The sequence below is a fragment of the Hymenobacter nitidus genome, from assembly GCF_020447315.1.
GTDB lineage: Bacteria > Bacteroidota > Bacteroidia > Cytophagales > Hymenobacteraceae > Hymenobacter > Hymenobacter nitidus.
This window is the reverse complement of record NZ_JAJADQ010000012.1, coordinates 132,965-150,518: the sequence shown is the minus strand read 5'-3', so window position 1 is coordinate 150,518 and position 17,554 is coordinate 132,965. Positions and strand designations below refer to the sequence as shown.

Annotated in this window: 17 protein-coding genes and 1 pseudogene; 4 read left to right on the top strand and 14 right to left on the bottom strand. The window is 58.5% G+C overall.

What is annotated here, in order from left to right; translation table 11 throughout:
- Positions 1-14 precede the first annotated feature (14 nt).
- The 7 genes from LGH70_RS20135 to LGH70_RS20105 all read right to left on the bottom strand — a co-directional run bounded on the left by LGH70_RS20135 (position 15) and on the right by LGH70_RS20105 (position 5,072).
- On the bottom strand, positions 15-809 hold the full coding sequence (locus LGH70_RS20135) for an alpha/beta fold hydrolase (protein WP_226189441.1): 795 nt from the start codon (positions 807-809) through the stop codon (positions 15-17).
- 103 nt (positions 810-912) lie between these two features.
- The gene (locus tag LGH70_RS20130) at positions 913-1,470 is read right to left on the bottom strand and encodes a DUF502 domain-containing protein (protein WP_226189439.1); all 558 of its coding nucleotides are present in this window, start codon (positions 1,468-1,470) and stop codon (positions 913-915) included.
- 96 nt (positions 1,471-1,566) lie between these two features.
- On the bottom strand, positions 1,567-2,454 hold the full coding sequence (locus LGH70_RS20125) for a 4-hydroxy-3-methylbut-2-enyl diphosphate reductase (RefSeq protein WP_226189436.1): 888 nt from the start codon (positions 2,452-2,454) through the stop codon (positions 1,567-1,569).
- Positions 2,455-2,513: 59 nt separating this feature from the next.
- Positions 2,514-3,251: a (d)CMP kinase gene (gene cmk, locus LGH70_RS20120; RefSeq protein ID WP_226189527.1), complete on the bottom strand. Its 738-nt coding sequence runs from the start codon at positions 3,249-3,251 to the stop codon at positions 2,514-2,516.
- A 35-nt stretch (positions 3,252-3,286) separates the two neighbouring features.
- Entirely contained in the window at positions 3,287-3,679 is a 393-nt protein-coding gene (locus LGH70_RS20115) for a hypothetical protein (protein WP_226189432.1), read from the bottom strand.
- Between the two features lie 10 nt (positions 3,680-3,689).
- Positions 3,690-4,391: a hypothetical protein gene (locus tag LGH70_RS20110; RefSeq protein WP_226189429.1), complete on the bottom strand. Its 702-nt coding sequence runs from the start codon at positions 4,389-4,391 to the stop codon at positions 3,690-3,692.
- A 12-nt stretch (positions 4,392-4,403) separates the two neighbouring features.
- Positions 4,404-5,072 (bottom strand): hypothetical protein, encoded by a 669-nt coding sequence (locus LGH70_RS20105; protein WP_226189428.1) that lies wholly within the window; start codon positions 5,070-5,072, stop codon positions 4,404-4,406.
- A gap of 297 nt (positions 5,073-5,369) precedes the next feature.
- Here LGH70_RS20105 and ade point away from each other — a divergent pair, with 297 nt between their 5' ends.
- Complete coding sequence (gene ade / locus LGH70_RS20100; protein WP_226189426.1) at positions 5,370-7,022, top strand: adenine deaminase; 1,653 nt, start codon at positions 5,370-5,372, stop codon at positions 7,020-7,022.
- A gap of 81 nt (positions 7,023-7,103) precedes the next feature.
- Here ade and LGH70_RS20095 read toward each other — a convergent pair whose 3' ends face one another.
- Together LGH70_RS20095 and LGH70_RS20090 are read right to left on the bottom strand one after the other, a co-directional pair.
- Positions 7,104-7,529 carry a response regulator gene (locus LGH70_RS20095; RefSeq protein ID WP_226189425.1) on the bottom strand — a complete coding sequence of 142 codons (426 nt, stop codon included), beginning with the start codon at positions 7,527-7,529 and terminating at the stop codon, positions 7,104-7,106.
- Between the two features lie 63 nt (positions 7,530-7,592).
- Positions 7,593-8,567: pseudogene (locus tag LGH70_RS20090) on the bottom strand (PLP-dependent cysteine synthase family protein); the annotation flags it as partial.
- A gap of 577 nt (positions 8,568-9,144) precedes the next feature.
- On the opposite strand from LGH70_RS20090, the gene sucD reads away from it, so the two are divergent.
- Complete coding sequence (gene sucD, locus LGH70_RS20085) at positions 9,145-10,026, top strand: succinate--CoA ligase subunit alpha (RefSeq protein ID WP_226189423.1); 882 nt, start codon at positions 9,145-9,147, stop codon at positions 10,024-10,026.
- 222 nt (positions 10,027-10,248) lie between these two features.
- On the opposite strand, the gene LGH70_RS20080 is transcribed toward sucD, so the two are convergent.
- Positions 10,249-11,007 carry a hypothetical protein gene (locus LGH70_RS20080; protein ID WP_226189421.1) on the bottom strand — a complete coding sequence of 253 codons (759 nt, stop codon included), beginning with the start codon at positions 11,005-11,007 and terminating at the stop codon, positions 10,249-10,251.
- A 151-nt stretch (positions 11,008-11,158) separates the two neighbouring features.
- Here LGH70_RS20080 and LGH70_RS20075 point away from each other — a divergent pair, with 151 nt between their 5' ends.
- Positions 11,159-12,553, top strand: coding sequence for a mercuric reductase (locus tag LGH70_RS20075; protein ID WP_226189420.1), 1,395 nt, complete (start codon positions 11,159-11,161; stop codon positions 12,551-12,553).
- Between the two features lie 9 nt (positions 12,554-12,562).
- Here LGH70_RS20075 and LGH70_RS20070 read toward each other — a convergent pair whose 3' ends face one another.
- On the bottom strand, positions 12,563-13,387 hold the full coding sequence (locus LGH70_RS20070; RefSeq protein ID WP_226189418.1) for a hypothetical protein: 825 nt from the start codon (positions 13,385-13,387) through the stop codon (positions 12,563-12,565).
- 360 nt (positions 13,388-13,747) lie between these two features.
- Here LGH70_RS20070 and LGH70_RS20065 point away from each other — a divergent pair, with 360 nt between their 5' ends.
- Positions 13,748-14,842 (top strand): DUF695 domain-containing protein, encoded by a 1,095-nt coding sequence (locus tag LGH70_RS20065; RefSeq protein WP_226189417.1) that lies wholly within the window; start codon positions 13,748-13,750, stop codon positions 14,840-14,842.
- 61 nt (positions 14,843-14,903) lie between these two features.
- Here LGH70_RS20065 and rny read toward each other — a convergent pair whose 3' ends face one another.
- From rny to LGH70_RS20050, 3 genes are all read right to left on the bottom strand, one after another.
- Positions 14,904-16,601 carry a ribonuclease Y gene (gene rny, locus LGH70_RS20060; protein ID WP_226189415.1) on the bottom strand — a complete coding sequence of 566 codons (1,698 nt, stop codon included), beginning with the start codon at positions 16,599-16,601 and terminating at the stop codon, positions 14,904-14,906.
- A 123-nt stretch (positions 16,602-16,724) separates the two neighbouring features.
- Positions 16,725-17,015: a cell division protein ZapA gene (locus LGH70_RS20055; RefSeq protein ID WP_226177438.1), complete on the bottom strand. Its 291-nt coding sequence runs from the start codon at positions 17,013-17,015 to the stop codon at positions 16,725-16,727.
- Positions 17,016-17,046: 31 nt separating this feature from the next.
- Positions 17,047-17,343, bottom strand: a complete 297-nt coding sequence (locus LGH70_RS20050) for a hypothetical protein (RefSeq protein ID WP_100334523.1) — start codon at positions 17,341-17,343, stop codon at positions 17,047-17,049.
- Between the last annotated feature and the right edge of the window lie 211 nt (positions 17,344-17,554).

Sequence of the window (17,554 nt, the reverse complement as noted above, 5' to 3'; positions counted from 1 at the left end):
CTTCGAACGACAACTCACCATTTTACCTCTTCCGGGTGGCGGCGCAGGTAGTTGCCCACGTCGTAGATTAGGCCGGCGTGGCCAGCTTCCAGCAGCACGGTATGGGCGTTTTTGAGGGAAGCAATGAACTCCTGCAGGCCCGCGTGCGGAATCACTCGGTCGAAACGGCCCAGAAAGAACGTGACGGGCGTGGGCCGCTGGTTGAGCAACGCGGCCAGGCGCTTGGTATCGAACACCAGATGGCGAAACCCAACCCAGCTGCGGTACACGCGCAGGCGCTTTTCGCGGCTGTCGAGCTGCCATTGGGCAAAGCGCACCAGCCCCGAATCGACGAGGCGGCGCTGGGCCAGCCCATCGATGAAGCGCAGCAGGCGCTGGGGCCGCAGCACGGCCCGGCCCAGCACGCCCCGCATCCAGGGCGGATAGGTAGCCAGGGCGTACCAGAACTGCGTCCTGATGCCGTCCGGGGCTATCAGCCAGACATTTTCCACCCGGTCGGGGAACTCCTCCACGGCGGTCAGGGCAAATTTGGCGCCCATGCTGAAGGCCAGCAGCCCGAAGGTGGTAATGTGTTGTTCCGTTAAAAATACCCTTAATAACTCCCCCAGCCGCTTTTTGCGCAGTGGAGCATCGGCTTTGGCCAGCTTGCTGTGGCCGTGGTAAAACAGGTCGAAGGCGTAGAGCGTCACGTCATTGCCCAAAATGGCAGCCATACCGCGCCAGTGCCCCTCGCTCTGCCCGTAGCCGTGAAAAGCCAGCACCACCCGCGGCCCGGTGCCATACGTGCGAAAATGCAGGGTCGTTTTCATGCGGCAGTCAGTGGCTATAGTAAAGCCTACCTATACGGTCGCGGCCGCCCGATGCCGGTGCCGGCCGGGGCTTTTTCGGGGCTGGCTGCATCGTAAGAACCTTTTACAGGCGCGCTACGCCACCCGACACGATGAATTTCATCACGTCGCTGCTGGGCAAATCGAGGTAGGTCACGTGGTCGGCGGGCACCAGTACCAGCTCACCCGAGAAGTTGTAGGAATGGGGAAAGTATACCGCCATCAGCGTTTCGCGGTGAATGGCCGTCATGCTGGTTTGGGTCACGAAGCCCATCTTGTAGCACTGCGTGGCCTTGTTCACCAGCACCAGCACCGGCTGGTTGAACTTCTGGTTGTCGCCCACGAAAGCGTCGAGCAGATCTTTCAAGCTGGAATAGATGATGCTGACCAGCGGGGTGCGGTGCAGAATCCGCTCGGCCAGCACCAGGAAGGGCCGCACCATAAACGACTTGGCAATGAAGCCCACCGCCGTTACCATGGCCACGATAATCACCAGGCCCAGGCCCGGAATATGGCTACCGTCCCAGGTCAGGTCGAAGGTGTTATCAAGCCAGCTAAAGATGGAAAACAGGATGTAGATCGTCAGGGTGATGGGCGCGACGATAAGAAACCCGTTCAGGAAGTAGTTGAAAAACCTGCTCATAGCGAGAAAAAGGCAAAAAAATACCCGGCCATAACCGGCCGGGCAAGTAACAAAGAATGACGGTAGAAAATTGGAGTTTTTAGCTCGGCCGTGGTCTTAAGCCGGCAGACTTTCGGCCACCCCGGCTACCCGGTCGGCTACGCGCTGCATCAGCCACATGGGTGTGCTGGTTGCCCCGCAGATACCCACGCTGCCGACACCCTGCAGCCAGGCTTCGTCCAATTCCTGCTCGTTCTCGATAAAGTAGCTGCGCGGGTTAGTCTGGTTTACCACGCTGAACAGGGCCTTGCCGTTGGAGCTTTTGCGGCCACTCACGAATAACACCACGTCGTAGTCCACGGCGAACTTGCGCAGAGCGGGCTCCCGGTTGCTCACCTGCCGACAGATGCTGTCATTGGCATCGAACGACTCCAGGCTGCCCCCGGCAGCGGCAATACGCTGCTCGATGACCTCCTTCATGTGGTAGAAGCCGGCGGTGCTCTTGGTGGTCTGGCTGAACAACGTCACGGGCCGGGCGAAGTCAATCTGGTCGAGGTCGGCTTCGGTCATCACGATGATGGACTGGTTGCCGGTCTGCCCGTTGAGGCCGGTTACCTCGGCGTGGCCGGGCTGCCCGTAGATGACAACCTGGCCGTTTTGGCGGGTAGTGCTGTCGAAGGCGTGCTTCACGCGGTTCTGCAGCTTGAGCACCACCGGGCAGGAGGCGTCAATCAGCTCCAGGTTGTTGCGCAGGGCCAGCTCGTAGGTTTCCGGCGGCTCACCGTGGGCCCGGATCAGCACCTTGCAGTCACGCAGGGTCTGGAGCTGCTCCCGGTCGATGATGCGCAGGCCCTGCTGGTGCAGGCGCTCCACCTCCATACGATTGTGCACAATGTCGCCCAGGCAGTAGAGCGTCGACTCGTGCGCCAGCTCATCCTCCGCCATCTGAATGGCGAATTCAACCCCGAAACAATACCCCGAATTCTTATCTATCGTGACATTCATGACTCTCGTTCAAGTAGCAAAGACGCGGTGCTGGCAGCAACTTTCGCGCCCATATTCCTTTATAGACCAGCGCCGGAAGTATTCCGTTCCTCATTGCCGGTAAGGGCCAGCAAGCTACGCTCAAACAGGCGGGCCGACACCCGCTCCAGCACAAAATCTACCTGCTCGTCGATCATCATGTGGGTTGTGTCGAGCAAGACGGCGTCGGCGGCACGGCGTAGCGGGCTTTCGGCCCGGGTCGAGTCGATGTGGTCCCGCTTGCGCAGGTTTTCCACAATGTCTTCCAGCGGCACGTGCTCGTCTTTCACGGCCAGCTCTTCCTGCCGGCGGCGGGCGCGGGTTTCGACCTCGGCCGTCATGAAGATTTTGACTTCGGCATCGGGAAAGACGGTGGTGCCAATGTCGCGCCCGTCCATCACCACGCCGCGCTTGCGGCCCATGCGTTGCTGCTGGGCCACCAGCGTGTGGCGCACGGCCGGTATCACCGACACCTCGCTCACGGAGTTGGAAATGCGCATCTGCCGGATTTCGTCTTCCCGAATCACACCATCCAGGCACAGCTCATTGCGGCCGGTTTTGCGGTTGCGCTTAAAGGAAATGTGGATATCGTGCAGGGCCTGCTCCACGCGGGGCAGGTCATCGAAGGCAATATCGCGCTCCAACAGGTAGAGCGTCACGGCCCGGTACATGGCGCCGGTATCGATGTAGGCATAGCCCAGCTCGGCCGCTACGGCTTTGGCCGTGGTGCTCTTGCCGCAGGAAGAGTATCCGTCGATGGCAATGACGATTTTTCTCATGGCAAAGTCGGTGGGCTGGGGGCTGGTCGTAGTCACTAAATCCAATTTTTACGACGCGGCTCGGTGGCCACGCGTTCAGGTATACCCGCGAAGAATACGGCAACAGACTCTTTTTGGCCATGAGCCAACTGCTGCGACACGCGGTAGAAGGGGTTGAAAAAATGCTTGCCGGCAATACCGACGCCGGTGGTTTTATCCGGCCCCAGCGCCCACTCGCCCTGGTAGGTGCTCACCAGGCACTGGCCCAGAAAGCAGCCCAGGGCCGAAATTACACCTTCGCGCTCAGCATCCTTGATGTTGGTGCGCTGGGCGTCAATAAACTCGGCGAGGCGCTGCACGGCGGCGGCATCAAAGGCATTTACCTGCAGCTGCCGGCGCACGGCTTCGGCCGCTTTCTGCAAAGGAATAATCGGGTTTTCGGAAGTCATAGGCTACAGGCTAAGGACGCGGCTGAGCAGCCGTCTGCAAAAACTGCGTGGTTCGAAAATCGGCGTACCGGGCCAGCAGCTGCGGCACCCGCCAGCGGCCCACGCGCCGGGCCCGCAGCTCGGCCACCAGCGTGGGGTCGTCGGCGAGCATGGCCAGCAGGAGCTGTTGCAGGGCAAACCGGTCTTTAGGCAACAGCTCCCAGCCACCGGCGTTCTTGCGAATAAAGAGCTTGTGGGGCGTTACCAGCAGCGTGAGCAGGGAGGTGGTTTCGTCCGTGACATCCACCAGCTGCATGCCCCCACCCCGAAACAGCTGCCGCCCGAAGGCCGTGAGCCGGTGCCGGTGGCCCAGCTTGCCGGGGGCCACGCCCGCTACCGTCACCATTGTGTCGGAGCCCAGCACAAAGGCCGTCATTTCCTCGGGCGAGAAGGCGCGGTAGTGGTTGCCGCTTTCGTTCAGGTAGACGCGGTCGGGCAGCCAGCCGGCAATCTGCACGGGGTGCCACTGCCCATCGAGGCCGCGAAACGTGCCGGGCCGGCCGCCGGGCTCGTAGCGCAGCGTGGGGTTGCGGGTCTGCTCGGGGTAAGACGTTGGGGGAATAAAGGCCGCGTGGGGCCGCTGCTGCGCCACCCCGACGAAGTGCCCGGCCACCAGCAGCCCGGCAGCCAGCAGGTATTTCAGGGGCACAGCGGCTCGCGTGACGTGTGGCATGAAGCGGCGCAATTAGTTGACGGAAGTAGGTTGCGCTGAACCCGCCTGTTGCCAGCGGGCATACGTTCGCAAAATCTGCCGCATATGCTGACGTCCTACTTTGCCTTTCGTAATCTGGGCCGCTAGCTCCGGACAGTCGCCCACCAACGCAAGCATGGTCTGGGTGAATGCCCGGCGCCCGGCGGGTACGACTACGGCGTCGCCGACGGCGGGCTGCAGCACCAGATCAACGGCTCCGGCGGGCACCACCGTGTTGCTGCCAAGCAGCTGGCTGCCTTCACCCATATACCGATGGTCGAGCGTGAAGGCGGTAAGCTGGCCATATCGATAAAGCCGCTGGGCAAATACGGCCGGGATTCGCCGGTACGACATATCCACGTTGCGCACGGTGCCAAACGTATCGGTCTTCAGCACAAAGGCTTCTACTTGGCCCGGCTGATAAACGGTAGTGGCTTTGCTGTCGATGGGGCGCACCCGCAGCTGGCCCGACGTTTCCAGGTACAGCTGTCCCGTTTGCCAGTGGCCATCCGCTAGCTGGTAAGCGCCGTCGTGGTAATTGACGATGCGCGGCAAGCCGGCTCCACCACTCGTGTACTGGGCCTGCGCCGGCGTCACGGCCAGGCACACTCCTGCGCAAAGCAGCAAAGCAAACGGGGCAGCGGAGTGTGAGAGGACGGCCAAAACAGGAAGAGATACGAGGTGATAGGAGGATACCAGCTTACAGAGGCACGGGGCTAATGACTGTCGCAGGGACAGGGCGTTTTACCGGATTTGGCTTTGCGCTTAAAGGAAGCCGTTTTTTTCTGCTGCACCGTGCGCTGGGCACAGCTCGTCAGGGTAAGGCCGGAACCCGCTATGAGGGCGGCCAACAGCAAAGTCACAATCTTTCTCACCGGCACGGATTTTCGGCAAATATACGGTTCTTTACCCGTTCGCCTTTGCTTAAGCTCAACTTTCCCCCTACTTCTCTCCTGCTTCATGTCTGCCGATTTTAGCCTGCGGGCCAACGTTATCAATCTGTTTTCGAACACCATACTGCCGGGGACCATTCACGTAACGGCGGGCCGGATTCGGGCCGTGGCGCTGGAGGCAGCTACTGCTCCCGACCCCGCGCTGCCTTACGCCCTGCCCGGCTTTGTGGACGCGCACGTGCACGTGGAAAGTTCCCTGCTGGTGCCCGCCGAGTTTGCCCGCCTGGCCGTCACGCACGGCACCGTGGCCACCGTATCAGACCCCCACGAAATCGGCAACGTGCTGGGCGTGGCCGGGGTGGAGTACATGCTGCAAAGCGGCCGCTCGGTGCCGTTTAAGTTCTGCTTTGGAGCCCCGTCCTGCGTGCCGGCCACGCCCTTCGAAACGGCCGGGGCCGAAATAACGGCGGCCGACATTGAGCAGCTGTTTCAAAACCCGGAAATCGGCTACCTGGCCGAAATGATGAACTGGCCCGGCGTGCTGCAGCGCGACGCCGGCGTGATGGAGAAAATTGAGTTAGCCCGGCGCTACGGCCGCCCCGTAGATGGCCACGCCCCCGGCCTGCGCGGCGACGATGCGCGCCGCTACGCCGAGGCCGGCATCAGCACCGACCACGAATGCTTTACCGCCGAAGAAGCCCTCGACAAGCTGGCCGTGGGCATGAAAATCCTGATTCGGGAAGGCTCGGCCGCCCGCAACTTCGACGCCCTGATTGATTTGCTCCCGGAGCACTACGAGAACCTGATGTTCTGCTCCGACGACAAGCACCCCGATACCTTGGTGCTGGGCCACATCAACCAGCTGGTGCAGCGGGCCGTGGCCCGCGGCCAGGACGTGCTCAAGGTGCTGCGCGTGGCCTGCCTCAACCCCGTGCTGCACTATAAGCTGCCGGTGGGCCTCTTGCGCGAAGGCGACCCGGCCGACTTTATCGTGGTCGACAACCTGCGGGACTTTCTGGTGCGCCAGACGTATCTGGATGGCGCGCTGGTGGCCGAAAACGGGGAAACGCGCATTGCGTCGGTGCCCAGTGAAGTGGTCAACAACTTCCACGCCCGGCCCGTGGCGGCCCAGGATTTCCAGCTGCCGGCTCCGGCGGCGGCCGCCACGGTTCGGGTTATCGAGTGCTTCGACGGCCAGCTCATTACGGCCCGCCACGACCTGGCCGCGCGGGTGGAAACTGGCCTGGTGGTGCCCGATGTGGAGAAGGACGTGTTGAAGCTTACGGTGGTAAACCGCTACCAGCCGGCCGCGCCGGCTGTGTCGTTCATCACCGGCTTCGGCCTGCAGCGCGGGGCCCTGGCCTCCAGCGTGGGCCACGATTCGCACAACATTACGGCCGTGGGCTGCGACGACGAAAGCCTGGCCCGCGCCATCAACCTGGTGATTGAGGCCAAAGGCGGACTGGCGGCCGTAGGCCCTAATGGCGAAGAAATCCTGCTGCCTCTGCCCGTGGCCGGCCTGATGTCGGACCAGAGCGGCTACCACGTGGCCGAAGCCTACGCCGCTGTCGATGCGCTATCGAAGCGCCTGGGCAGCCCGCTCGGTGCGCCATTCATGACCCTGTCGTTTATGGCCCTGCTGGTAATTCCCAGCCTCAAGCTCAGCGACAAAGGCTTGTTCGACGGCGAGGCTTTCCGGTTTGTGGAGGCGGTGGTATAGTTGCCTGTTTTCTGGTGAAGGCATAAAAAAGGCCGCTGCAAATGCTTGCAGCGGCCTTTTTTATATTAAAGCTAAAGTAAGCTAGTTCGTGACGAAGCGCTTGTCCAGGAGCTTGCGCATCTTCTCTTCCGTCAGGGGCTTGGCCAGGTATTCCACGCCTTCAAACTTCGCGACGCGGGCCGTATCGGCCGAGTGCATGGAAGTTGTCAGCACGGCCATCACCGTTTTCTCCTTGATGTCGGGCGGGAGCTGGCTGTATTGCTCCAGGAACTCGAAGCCGTCCATGCCAGGCATTTTCAGGTCGACGAACACCAGCTGGGGCGCATCGGGCTCCATGGAGCTGGCCCGGTCGGCGCCATTGCCCCAGAGGAAGTCGTAGGCTTGTTCGGCCCGCGAGAAGGTGTACACTTTATCGGCCACGTCGAGGCGGCTGAGCAGACGGTTGTTGAGGAAGCTGGTCGTCTCGTTATCATCGACCAGCACGACGTTGCGCAGTTTCTTGAGCATGGCGTTCGTGGTTTTTGTTGAAAGCGTAAGCCCGGCTTGGTTTGAAACCGGGGAATTCAATTACAACCAGCCCTGCTCGCGCATCCAGTCGTCATTATAGATTTTTCCGAGGTAGCGTGTGCCGTGGTCAGGAAGAATAATAACCATCACATCTTCCTCTTTCAAGTGCTCTTTGGCGTACTCCAAAGCGCCGTATACCGCCGAGCCACACGACCAGCCCACGAATAAGCCTTCTTCCTTGGCCAACCGCCGAGTCATGACGGCCGCGTCCTGGTCAGTGACTTTGATAAACAGATCAATGAGGTCAAAGTTAACATTTTTAGGAAGAATATCTTCCCCAATGCCTTCTGTCTTATACGGATAGATTTCGTTTTCATCGAAAATACCCGTCTCCTTGTACTTCTTGAACACTGAGCCGTAGGTGTCAAGCCCAACCGTTACCAGCTCGGGCTTCTGCTCTTTCAGGTACTGCGAAGTGCCGCAGATGGTGCCGCCCGTGCCCACGCCGCAGGCCAGGTGCGTGATGGTGCCTTCGGTCTGCTTCCAAAGCTCGGGGCCGGTGCCTTCGTAGTGCGCGGCCGTGTTCGACATGTTGTCGTACTGGTTGGGGTAGAATGAGTTAGGCGTTTCCTCGCTCAGGCGCCTGGCTACCGAATAGTAGGAGCGCGGGTCGTCGGGCGCTACGTCTACGGGGCATACTACCACCTGCGCGCCCACGGCCCGCAGAATGTCCTGCTTCTCCTTGCTTTGCTTGTCGCTCATCACGAAGATGCACTGGTAGCCTTTGGCAATGGCGCCCAGGGCCAGGCCCATGCCGGTATTGCCGCTGGTGCCTTCGATGATGGTGCCGCCGGGCTTCAGCAGGCCGGCCTTTTCAGCGTCCTCAATCATCCGCATGGCCATCCGGTCTTTCACCGAGTTGCCGGGGTTGAAGTATTCCACTTTTGCCAGCACAGTGCCTTTGATGCCGTCGGTGACTTTGTTGAGTTTCACCAAAGGCGTGTTGCCGATGGCCTCAACGATGTTATTCAAATACATGCGAGAGAGGTAAGCATTTTGAGTGAGAGGGCCGCAAAGGTACGGATTTGCGGCCGTAGCCCTTATGCCCCCCGCGCTTTTCTCCCCTACCCTTGGGCCCGGCTAAAAATTGACGGCTTTCTGCAATTGTGCCGAGTGCCCGGCAGGACCTACACCAGTTCGGCCGCCTAAAGTGCCCGGAGGGTGCCAAAGGATTCGTGTAGCTGTCTCGTTGCCTTCAGGTGGACGGAAGCCACTTCAGAAATTCTATAAATCTTTTAAAATCATAAGGTTAATTCTCAATTCAGGCACCGCGCCCGCCTAATGGACCTTGCGGCGGGTAGCCGCGGAGGGAAAATAATCGTGGAAAAAGGGAAAAGGCTCTGGACGAGCCGGCACAAATTGGCCTGAACAGAACCATAGCCGCGCGGTTGTTTGAGCCGGGCCGGCGGGCGGCACCGTCGCGGCTTTAGGTCCTTCGGATTGAATCCTATACTGGCTTGCCGCGCCCCCAAAAAAGGCTACTTTTGCACACCGGTAGCCCAGGAGGCTACTGGTTCCCACCCCAAATCGACATTATCCTTTAACACTTCTCCGAATGAGCGTTCTGGTCAACAAGGATTCCAAAGTGATTGTGCAGGGTTTTACGGGCTCCGAAGGCTCGTTTCACGCCCAGCAGATGATTGAGTACGGCACCAACGTGGTTGGCGGCGTAACGCCCGGCAAAGGCGGCAGCACCCACCTCGACCGTCCCGTATTCAACACCGTAGCTGAGGCCGTAGAGAAAGCCGGTGCCGACACCAGCATCATCTTTGTGCCCCCGGCTTTCGCCGCCGACGCCATCATGGAAGCCGCCGACGCTGGTATCAAGGTTATTGTGACCATCACCGAGGGCATTCCAACCAAGGACATGATTGCGGTGAAGGAGTACCTGAAAGGCCGCGAAGGTCTGCGCATGATTGGGCCCAACTGTCCCGGCGTAATGACTGCCGGAGAGTGCAAAGTGGGCATCATGCCCGGCTTCATCTTCCAGAAAGGCCGCGTGGGCATCGTGTCCAAGTCGGGCACGCTGACCTACGAAGCCGTAGACCAGCTGACCAAAGCCGGGCTGGGCCAGACCACGGCCATCGGTATTGGTGGTGACCCCATCATTGGCACTACCACCAAAGAAGCCGTGGAAATGCTGATGAACGACCCCGAAACTGAAGGTATCGTGATGATCGGTGAAATCGGTGGCGGCATGGAAGCCGAAGCCGCCCGCTGGATCAAGGAAACCGGCAACAAGAAGCCCGTCGTTGGTTTCATTGCCGGCCAGACGGCCCCTCCCGGCCGCCGCATGGGCCACGCCGGTGCCATCGTAGGCGGCGCCGACGACACGGCCGCTGCTAAAATGGCCATCATGCGCGAGTGTGGCATCCACGTAGTGGATTCGCCCGCCGAGATTGGCGACACGATGCTGCGCGTACTGAGCGGCAAGTAATTTCTGCCTCTGTCTACAGGATAAAAAAGCCCCGGCGCAAGTCGGGGCTTTTTTTGTTGGTCTGTTTCTTAAGGCACCCAAGCGGCCCCACAGCGGCCAACGGACAGTGTGGATGGCAAAAGAACAGGCTTTTTCAGAGTCTTGCGCCCCTAATCCAGTTCAACGAAAAGCAAAAAGAGCTTCCTACTCGCGTGGGAAGCTCTTGCCGTATCTGATACTGCCTTACCGCATACCCTCCTGCCCGCCCAGGTTGACCACAATGCCGAGCTGAAACACTGAGTTGGCCGCCTTCAGGTAGCGGCGGCTGCGCAGGCCGAAATTACTGCCGCTAATCATCTGAAACTGGATGGGGCCCAGCACGCTGATACGGGTGAAGCTGATGGGCTCCAGGAAGATATTATCCTCCGGCTCCTGGGGCTTGCCGTCGATGGTGAAGTCGTGGAGCTGCACGTAGCTGGCGCGCAGAGCCATACCGTAGGATACGGGCCAGTCGCGGCTGAAAAAGTGCCAGGTTTTGCTTTCCTTCTTGCTGAAATTGGCCTGCAGGTAGTACTTCTCCAGGTTGCCCTCCAGGGTTTTCGACACGCCTTCCCGGCTCTCCGTGCGCTTGCCGTAGCCCAGGCCGTAGCCGCCGTAGAATTCCAGCACCCGCTGGTCGGGCAGACGGGTGAAGTAACCCAGGCCTACCTCGCCAAAGCTGTGCTCCTCGTACTTACGGTTGTTTTTACTGCCAAAAAACGACTGCTTCTTGTCGGAGCGCAGAAACGAGGCGCTGCCCTGCACCCCGATATGGTCGCCGAGGGCATAAGCGCCCTGCAGAGCCGTGTTCTGGCTGAAGTTGGTATGGATACCGCCGCTGAACTCGCCTTTCTGCGTGAGCAGCGGGGCCTGGGGCGGGGGCGGAAAATACAGCGACGAGCAGCTGCTCACGATAATCAGGACACTTAGCAGCGCAGGCCGCAGCAACAACTTACTAGCCACAGGAACGGCGGAAAAAGACCAGAAATGAGAAAACGCTTTTCGATAGGGTAGCTAGCCGGCCACTCGACTCGTATAGCCTTCATTCGGAAGCTCAACAGGCCAGTGCCGCTTACGGGGCCAAGATCCTATTTCCCGCCAATTTCTGCTTTTTATGCCTACTTCGTACGATGTTCTGATTATTGGTTCCGGCCAGGCCGGCAACCCCTTGGCCGTGGCTATGGCCGAAGCCGGCCGGAAAGTGGTGCTGGTTGAGGAAAATCACCTGGGCGGGTCCTGCATCAATTACGGCTGCTCGCCCACTAAAGCCCTGCTGGCCTCAGCCGAGCGGGCCCACCAGGTGCGCACGGCTGCCACCTACGGCATAGGCGCCCCCGAGCCAACCGTCGACTTCCAGGCCGTAATGGCGCGCAAAAATGCCATCATCAAAAAGTCGCGGGAGGGCGTGCGCAGCAATCTGACGCAGGAGCACGAGGGCATTACGGTGCTGCACGGGCACGCCACTTTTACGGGTCCGCGCACCGTGCAGGTGGCTTTGGCGGGCGGCGAAACCCGGGAAATAAAGGTACCGCTCGTATTCATCAATACCGGCACGCGGGCCGCACTACCCGAGCTGGAAGGCCTCACCGATGTGCCCTACTTGACAACCACCGAACTGCTCGACTTGCCGGAGCTGCCCGAGCACCTGCTGATTCTGGGGGGCGGCTACATCGGCATCGAGTTCAGCCAGATGTTCCGCCGCTTCGGTAGCCGGGTCACCCTCGTTGAGTCGGGCCCGCACCTGCTCGAGCACGAGGATGCCGACGTGTGCGCGGCCATGCAGGAAATGCTGGAGGTCGAGGGCATCGAACTGGTGCTGGGCGCCGAGGCGCGGCGCGTGTCGCGCAACGCGGAGGGCCTGATTACGCTGTCGGCCCACACCAAAGCCGGCGAAAGGCGCCTGCGCGGCACCCACCTGCTGGTAGCCACGGGCCGCGTGCCCAACTCCGACAAGCTCGGGCTGGCTACCATCGGCGTCAAAACCGACGAGAAGGGCTACATCCAGGTCAACAGTCAGCTGCAAACCGCAGCCCGCGGCGTGTACGCGCTGGGCGACATTCACGGCGGGCCGCAGTTTACGCACATCAGCTACGACGACTACCGCGTGGTGCGCGACGCTATTCTGCACGGCAAGCGCCGCTCAGCCCGGCAGCGCCCGTTGCCCTACACCGTTTTTACCGACCCGCAGCTAGGCCGCATCGGCCTGAATGAGGAGCAGGCCCGGAAGCAGGGCATAGTGTATCGGGTGGGCAAGATGCCGGTGCGCACCATCGGGCGGGCGCGCGAAACGGGCAATACCACGGGCTTCTGGAAGGTGCTGGTCGATGCCCAGGGCCGGATTCTGGGCGCCGCCATTCTGGGTGCGGAAGGAGGCGAAATCATGACCATGTTTCAATTGGCCATGATGGGCAAGCTCAAGTATCCGCAGCTGCAGAGCATGGTTATTGCCCATCCTACCTGGGCCGAGGGACTCAATAATGTGTTTACCAAGCTCAAGAAGCCGGAATAGCTACACAACTTAAGGCTGACTACCAGCGGCTTTCCTGCTCAGAAACTGCGGCCGAAACACTACGCCCAGGCTGGTCATCAGCACCGGGCGCGACGCTTTTTTGGCCTCATTTTGCTCGGTGTAGCCGTCGTTACGGTTGGGCCCGACTGGCGTTACTACCCGTTCCGGCTGCTGCGCTACCGATAGGCCTAAAGTAGCCTGTAGCTGCCAGCGGTTGCGCGGGTCGAGGCCCACCCGGTAAAACGACAGACCTTCGTGCCGGAACGCGCTTTTCATCGGTATGGCTACTACCGCCGCCGTGTTGTCGAGCCCAAAGCGGTAGTCGAGCTGGTCGTAGCTTACCCGGGCCAGGCGGTACACCACGCCAAAGGACTGCCGCCGCGCTTCGTGCGCCAAGCTCAGCTGCCCGAATAGTTTGCGGTATCTGGCATCGTATACGCTGGTCCCGCCCCCATATATCCCGATTGCAACTCCCGGAATGGCTTTCGAGGTAGTGGCCCGGCCGTAGCCCGCCATGCCCGTGAGCAGCCAGCCGGAGCCCAGATGCGCGTAGCTGCCCAAGCCGGCTTCCCACTGCCGGGTGGCAGAAAAAGTGGTGTCGCCAATCTTGGGCCGAAACGAGCCGGCGGCCATGACCAGCGTGTGCGGCAGGGGCGAATAAACGGCGGTTCCTTCCAGCCGGCTGTTGGCCTGCATGCTGCCCGCCAGCTCCAATTGCCCTTGGCAGCTGACCGTCGATACGGTGGGTTGCATGGGCACATACACCGTGCAGCTACCCAGCAACAGAAGGGTCAGGGAATAGCTAAGGGCTGAATACAAATTGCGGGTTGCCATGACGGACAGTGGAAGGAATAGCTTGGGTTTGTTGATGCCTCAAACGTACGCTTCCCCCACTGCCACCGGAAACGAGCTTTCCGATTTATTAGACTTTTGATTGGGTTCTAAAACAAGCTCTGCTCGCCTTAATAATGGCTTTTAATACTTTTAAACACACTTTCAATGTATAATAGCACACTTGAATATAGACACTTGACATCTTCGCAATAAGGCCAAATCGAACTAATTAAATACCCTAGTTACATTTGAGTTTACTCATCAGCCGGGACGGAAGCATAACCTGCTTTGCGTTTCTTTTGGTCAAAAGTAAAGCAGTTATTTGTACTCTTAATTATCACACTTACCTACTAACGCGCCATGAGCTTCATAAGGAATATCTTCAGCCAGAAGAAGAACCCGGTTCATCCTCACCAAGCTTTTTGGACTTGGTTCAGCAAGCATGAAAGAGCTTTTTTCGAGACAGTTAAGTCTGGAGAGAATATAGATGAAAATTTCTTTGAAGCATTATCTCCCAAGCTGGATGAGGTGAAGGAAGGAATTTTCTTCTTGACCGGTATGCACGACGACAATACGGCTGAACTGATCTTAACTCCAGACGGCACTATAAAAAATATCGTGTTTGTAGAAGAGCTGGTTAATGCTGCTCCAAAACTAAAAGATTGGAAATTCATTGCACTCAAACCAGCATCGAACATACCAGATATGAGCGTTGAAATGTCAGCTTATTCTTTTAACAAGGACACCCTGTTTTTTTATGCAAACGATAATTCTACTTATCCAGACCAAATTGATGTAACCATTATTCACAGTGATTTTAATGAAGATAATAGAGAGATAATAACTAATGGTGTATACATCTTTTTGGATAACTATATCGGAGAACTGGCTTCTATAACTATGATTGATGACATCACTGTCGTCAGTAAAGAGGAAGCACAAAAAGAACTTGTTCCGATTGAGAAGCTAGGAAGCTTTTTAGCTTGGCGAGAAAAGGAGTTTGTTGAGAAGTATCAAGAAACCCGGCGTAATACAGAGAATGACACCTATTCTGCTCTTGAGGCCAAACTTAAAAGTGGTAATTATTTGGTAGCAGTTGTTAACACAGGCTTGCTCGAATGGGACGCAAAGGCCTCGCATCCTTGGATTGCTTCTATTGAGTTGAAATACGATGGAGACAATACTAGTGGAATGCCTAATAAAAAAACTTACGAGTTACTAGAAAAGATAGAAGAAGATATTTTAGAGAACTTGAAAGACTATGAGGGTTATTTGAACATAGGAAGGCAAACGGCCGATAATACAAGAGAAATATATTTTGCCTGTAAGGATTTCAGGCTTCCCGCCAAAGTATTGAATGATATCCAGGAAAGATTCTCAGACGTATTTGATATTGAGTACGATATATATAAGGACAAGTATTGGCAGTCGTTCGAGCGGTTTCAGACTACTTAATACAAGCAAAAGCCCCCGCAACTTTCGCTGCGGGGGCTTTTTACTTAGAATACGCAAGAGCTTACTTGGCGTAAGACACGGCGCGCATTTCCCGGATTACGGTAATCTTAATCTGACCGGGATACTGCATCTCCTTCTCGATTTTCTGCGAGATTTCGTAGCTCAGCTCCTGGGCGCGGTCGTCGGTTACGTTGTCGGCATTCACCATTACGCGCAGCTCGCGGCCGGCCTGAATGGCGTAGCACTGCAGCACGCCGTCGAACGACACGGCCGTTTCTTCGAGCTGCTTCAGGCGCTTGATGTAGCTTTCCATCATCTCGCGCCGGGCGCCGGGGCGGGAGCCCGAAATGGCGTCGCAGGCCTGCACCAAAGGCGAAATCATGGCCGTCATCTCGATTTCGTCGTGGTGGGCGCCGATGGCATTCACTACATCCGGGTGCTCCTTGTACTTCTTGGCCATCTCCATGCCCAGGATGGCGTGGGGCAGCTCGGGCTCCTCGGTGCTTACTTTGCCAATGTCGTGCAGGAGGCCGGCGCGCTTGGCGTGCTTCACGTTCAGGCCCAGCTCGGCAGCCATGGTGGCGCAAAGGTTGGCTACTTCGCGCGAGTGCTGGAGCAGGTTCTGGCCGTAGCTGGAGCGGAAGCGCATACGGCCCACCATCTTGATCAGCTCGGGGTGCAGACCGTGAATGCCTAGGTCGATGATGGTCCGCTCGCCGATTTCCACGATTTCCTCGTCGATATTCTTGCGGGTCTTGGCCACGATTTCCTCAATGCGCGCGGGGTGAATGCGGCCGTCTTTCACCAGCAAGTGCAGGCTCAGACGGGCAACTTCGCGGCGCACCGGGTCGAAGCCGGAGATGATAATGGCCTCGGGCGTGTCGTCCACGATAATTTCGACGCCGGTGGCGGCTTCCAGGGCGCGGATGTTGCGGCCTTCGCGGCCAATGATTTTGCCTTTGACGTCGTCCGATTCGATGTTGAAGATGGACACGCAGTTTTCAATGGCGTGCTCGGCGGCGGTGCGCTGAATGGTTTCGAGCACCACTTTCTTGGCATCCTTGGTGGCCGTGAGTTTGGCCTGGGCCACCACGTCCTTGATGTAGGAGCTGGCCTGAATCTGGGCTTCGTTCTTGAGCGACTCCACGAGCTGCTCGCGGGCTTCGGCGGCGGTGAGGCCCGAAATCGTTTCGAGCTGGTGCTGCACCTGGGTGAGCTGGGCGCTGAGCGACTCACGGGTGCTTTCCAGCTCCTCTTCCACTTCCTGCTCGCGTTGCTGGAGTTTAGCCAGCTGGGCCTCTACCGTGGCGCGGCGCTTTTCTTCCTGGGCGTCCAGCCGCTCACGCTGCTGTTGGGAGTCGTTCTGCAACTTTTCGCGCAGTAGATCCAAATCCTGTTCCTTCTTCTGGATCTGCTCGATCTGACGCTGGGTGGTCTGGGTGAGCTGCTTGATGCTCTGCTCCTGCTCTACCACGCCTTGGCGGCGCTGGGTCAACTCGGCCTCGAGCTCCTGCTTCTGGCGCTTGCTTTCCTGTTCAAACTCGCTCTTGAGCTGACGGAATTTGTCTTTCGACTGCTGAATCCGCTCGTCGCGGGTGCGGGTGGCCTGGGTTTCGGCTTCCTGAATGATCTGTTGGGCGCGGGCTTTGGCGTCGGCCTCGTGGTCCAGGCGGGCCTTGCCGGCCAGCTGCCTGCCGACCACGATGCCGACCCCAAGGGCAAGCACGGCGGCCAGGATGATATACAAAATGTCGGGCATTGAGCTATGGTTTTAGGGGGTGGGGAAGAAACCATAACACGGAAAATACTGCCGACGACGAACGAATGGCGGAGCCGCTTGCCCCACCCGATTCGAGTCTGAAACTATGCCGGTGCCAGTGCGTTAGCCCAGCACCACGCCCGAAAGCAGCTCGTCCAAACGCGCCAGGCGTTCAGTCAGGGCCGCATCGGTGCCGTCCTTTTCCTTGCTGACCTTCAGGCTGTCAGCCATGGTGGACAAGGCAATCATGGCCAGCAGATCCTGCTTGTCCTGAATGCCATACTGCTCGCGAAATTCCTTGATCCGCTCACCCAGCAGGCGGCCCGCCATGCGCAGGCGTTCCTCCTCTAGGGGGGCTACCCGCATAGGGTAATCCCTGTCGGCAATGCGGATTTTGATGGAAAGTTCGCTCATCGGGAGCAGCAGTCGTGGGGTGGTAAGGTTGTTACTCTCTCAAGTAGGCAAGGCACTTATCTATTTCGCGGATATATTCGTTGAGGCGAAGTTTCAGCTCGTTTGCGTTGGCAGGTTCCCCTGCTATGGTATTGACAAGTTTAGCGATATTCTCTTGATTCTGGAAATCCTTCAACTGCCGCTCCCGGTCGCGCACGTCGGCCCGGAGCTGTTGAATGGTGGTCTGGGCATCGGCCAGATCCTCGCGCAAGCCCTGATAGGCAGCCACTAAAGACGTCACCTGACGCTCTAAGCGGTCTAGTTGGGCAAGTTGCTTGGAAGAGGCCATCGAAAAAGAAATATTTTGGAAGCTAATGTAAGACGAAGATACCGCCTCTGGTACTTCGCAGTTAAAGTTGCGCTTTAACTTACTTCAGCCAATAGCGCTTAACACCAAAAAGCGCCGGGGAGTTTGCCGTTGAGCATTGTTCTTAAAAGCCGTCATGCTGGGCCTGCCGAAGTATCTCTACTGCACGAGTAACTCAGAGTTACTTTGGCGG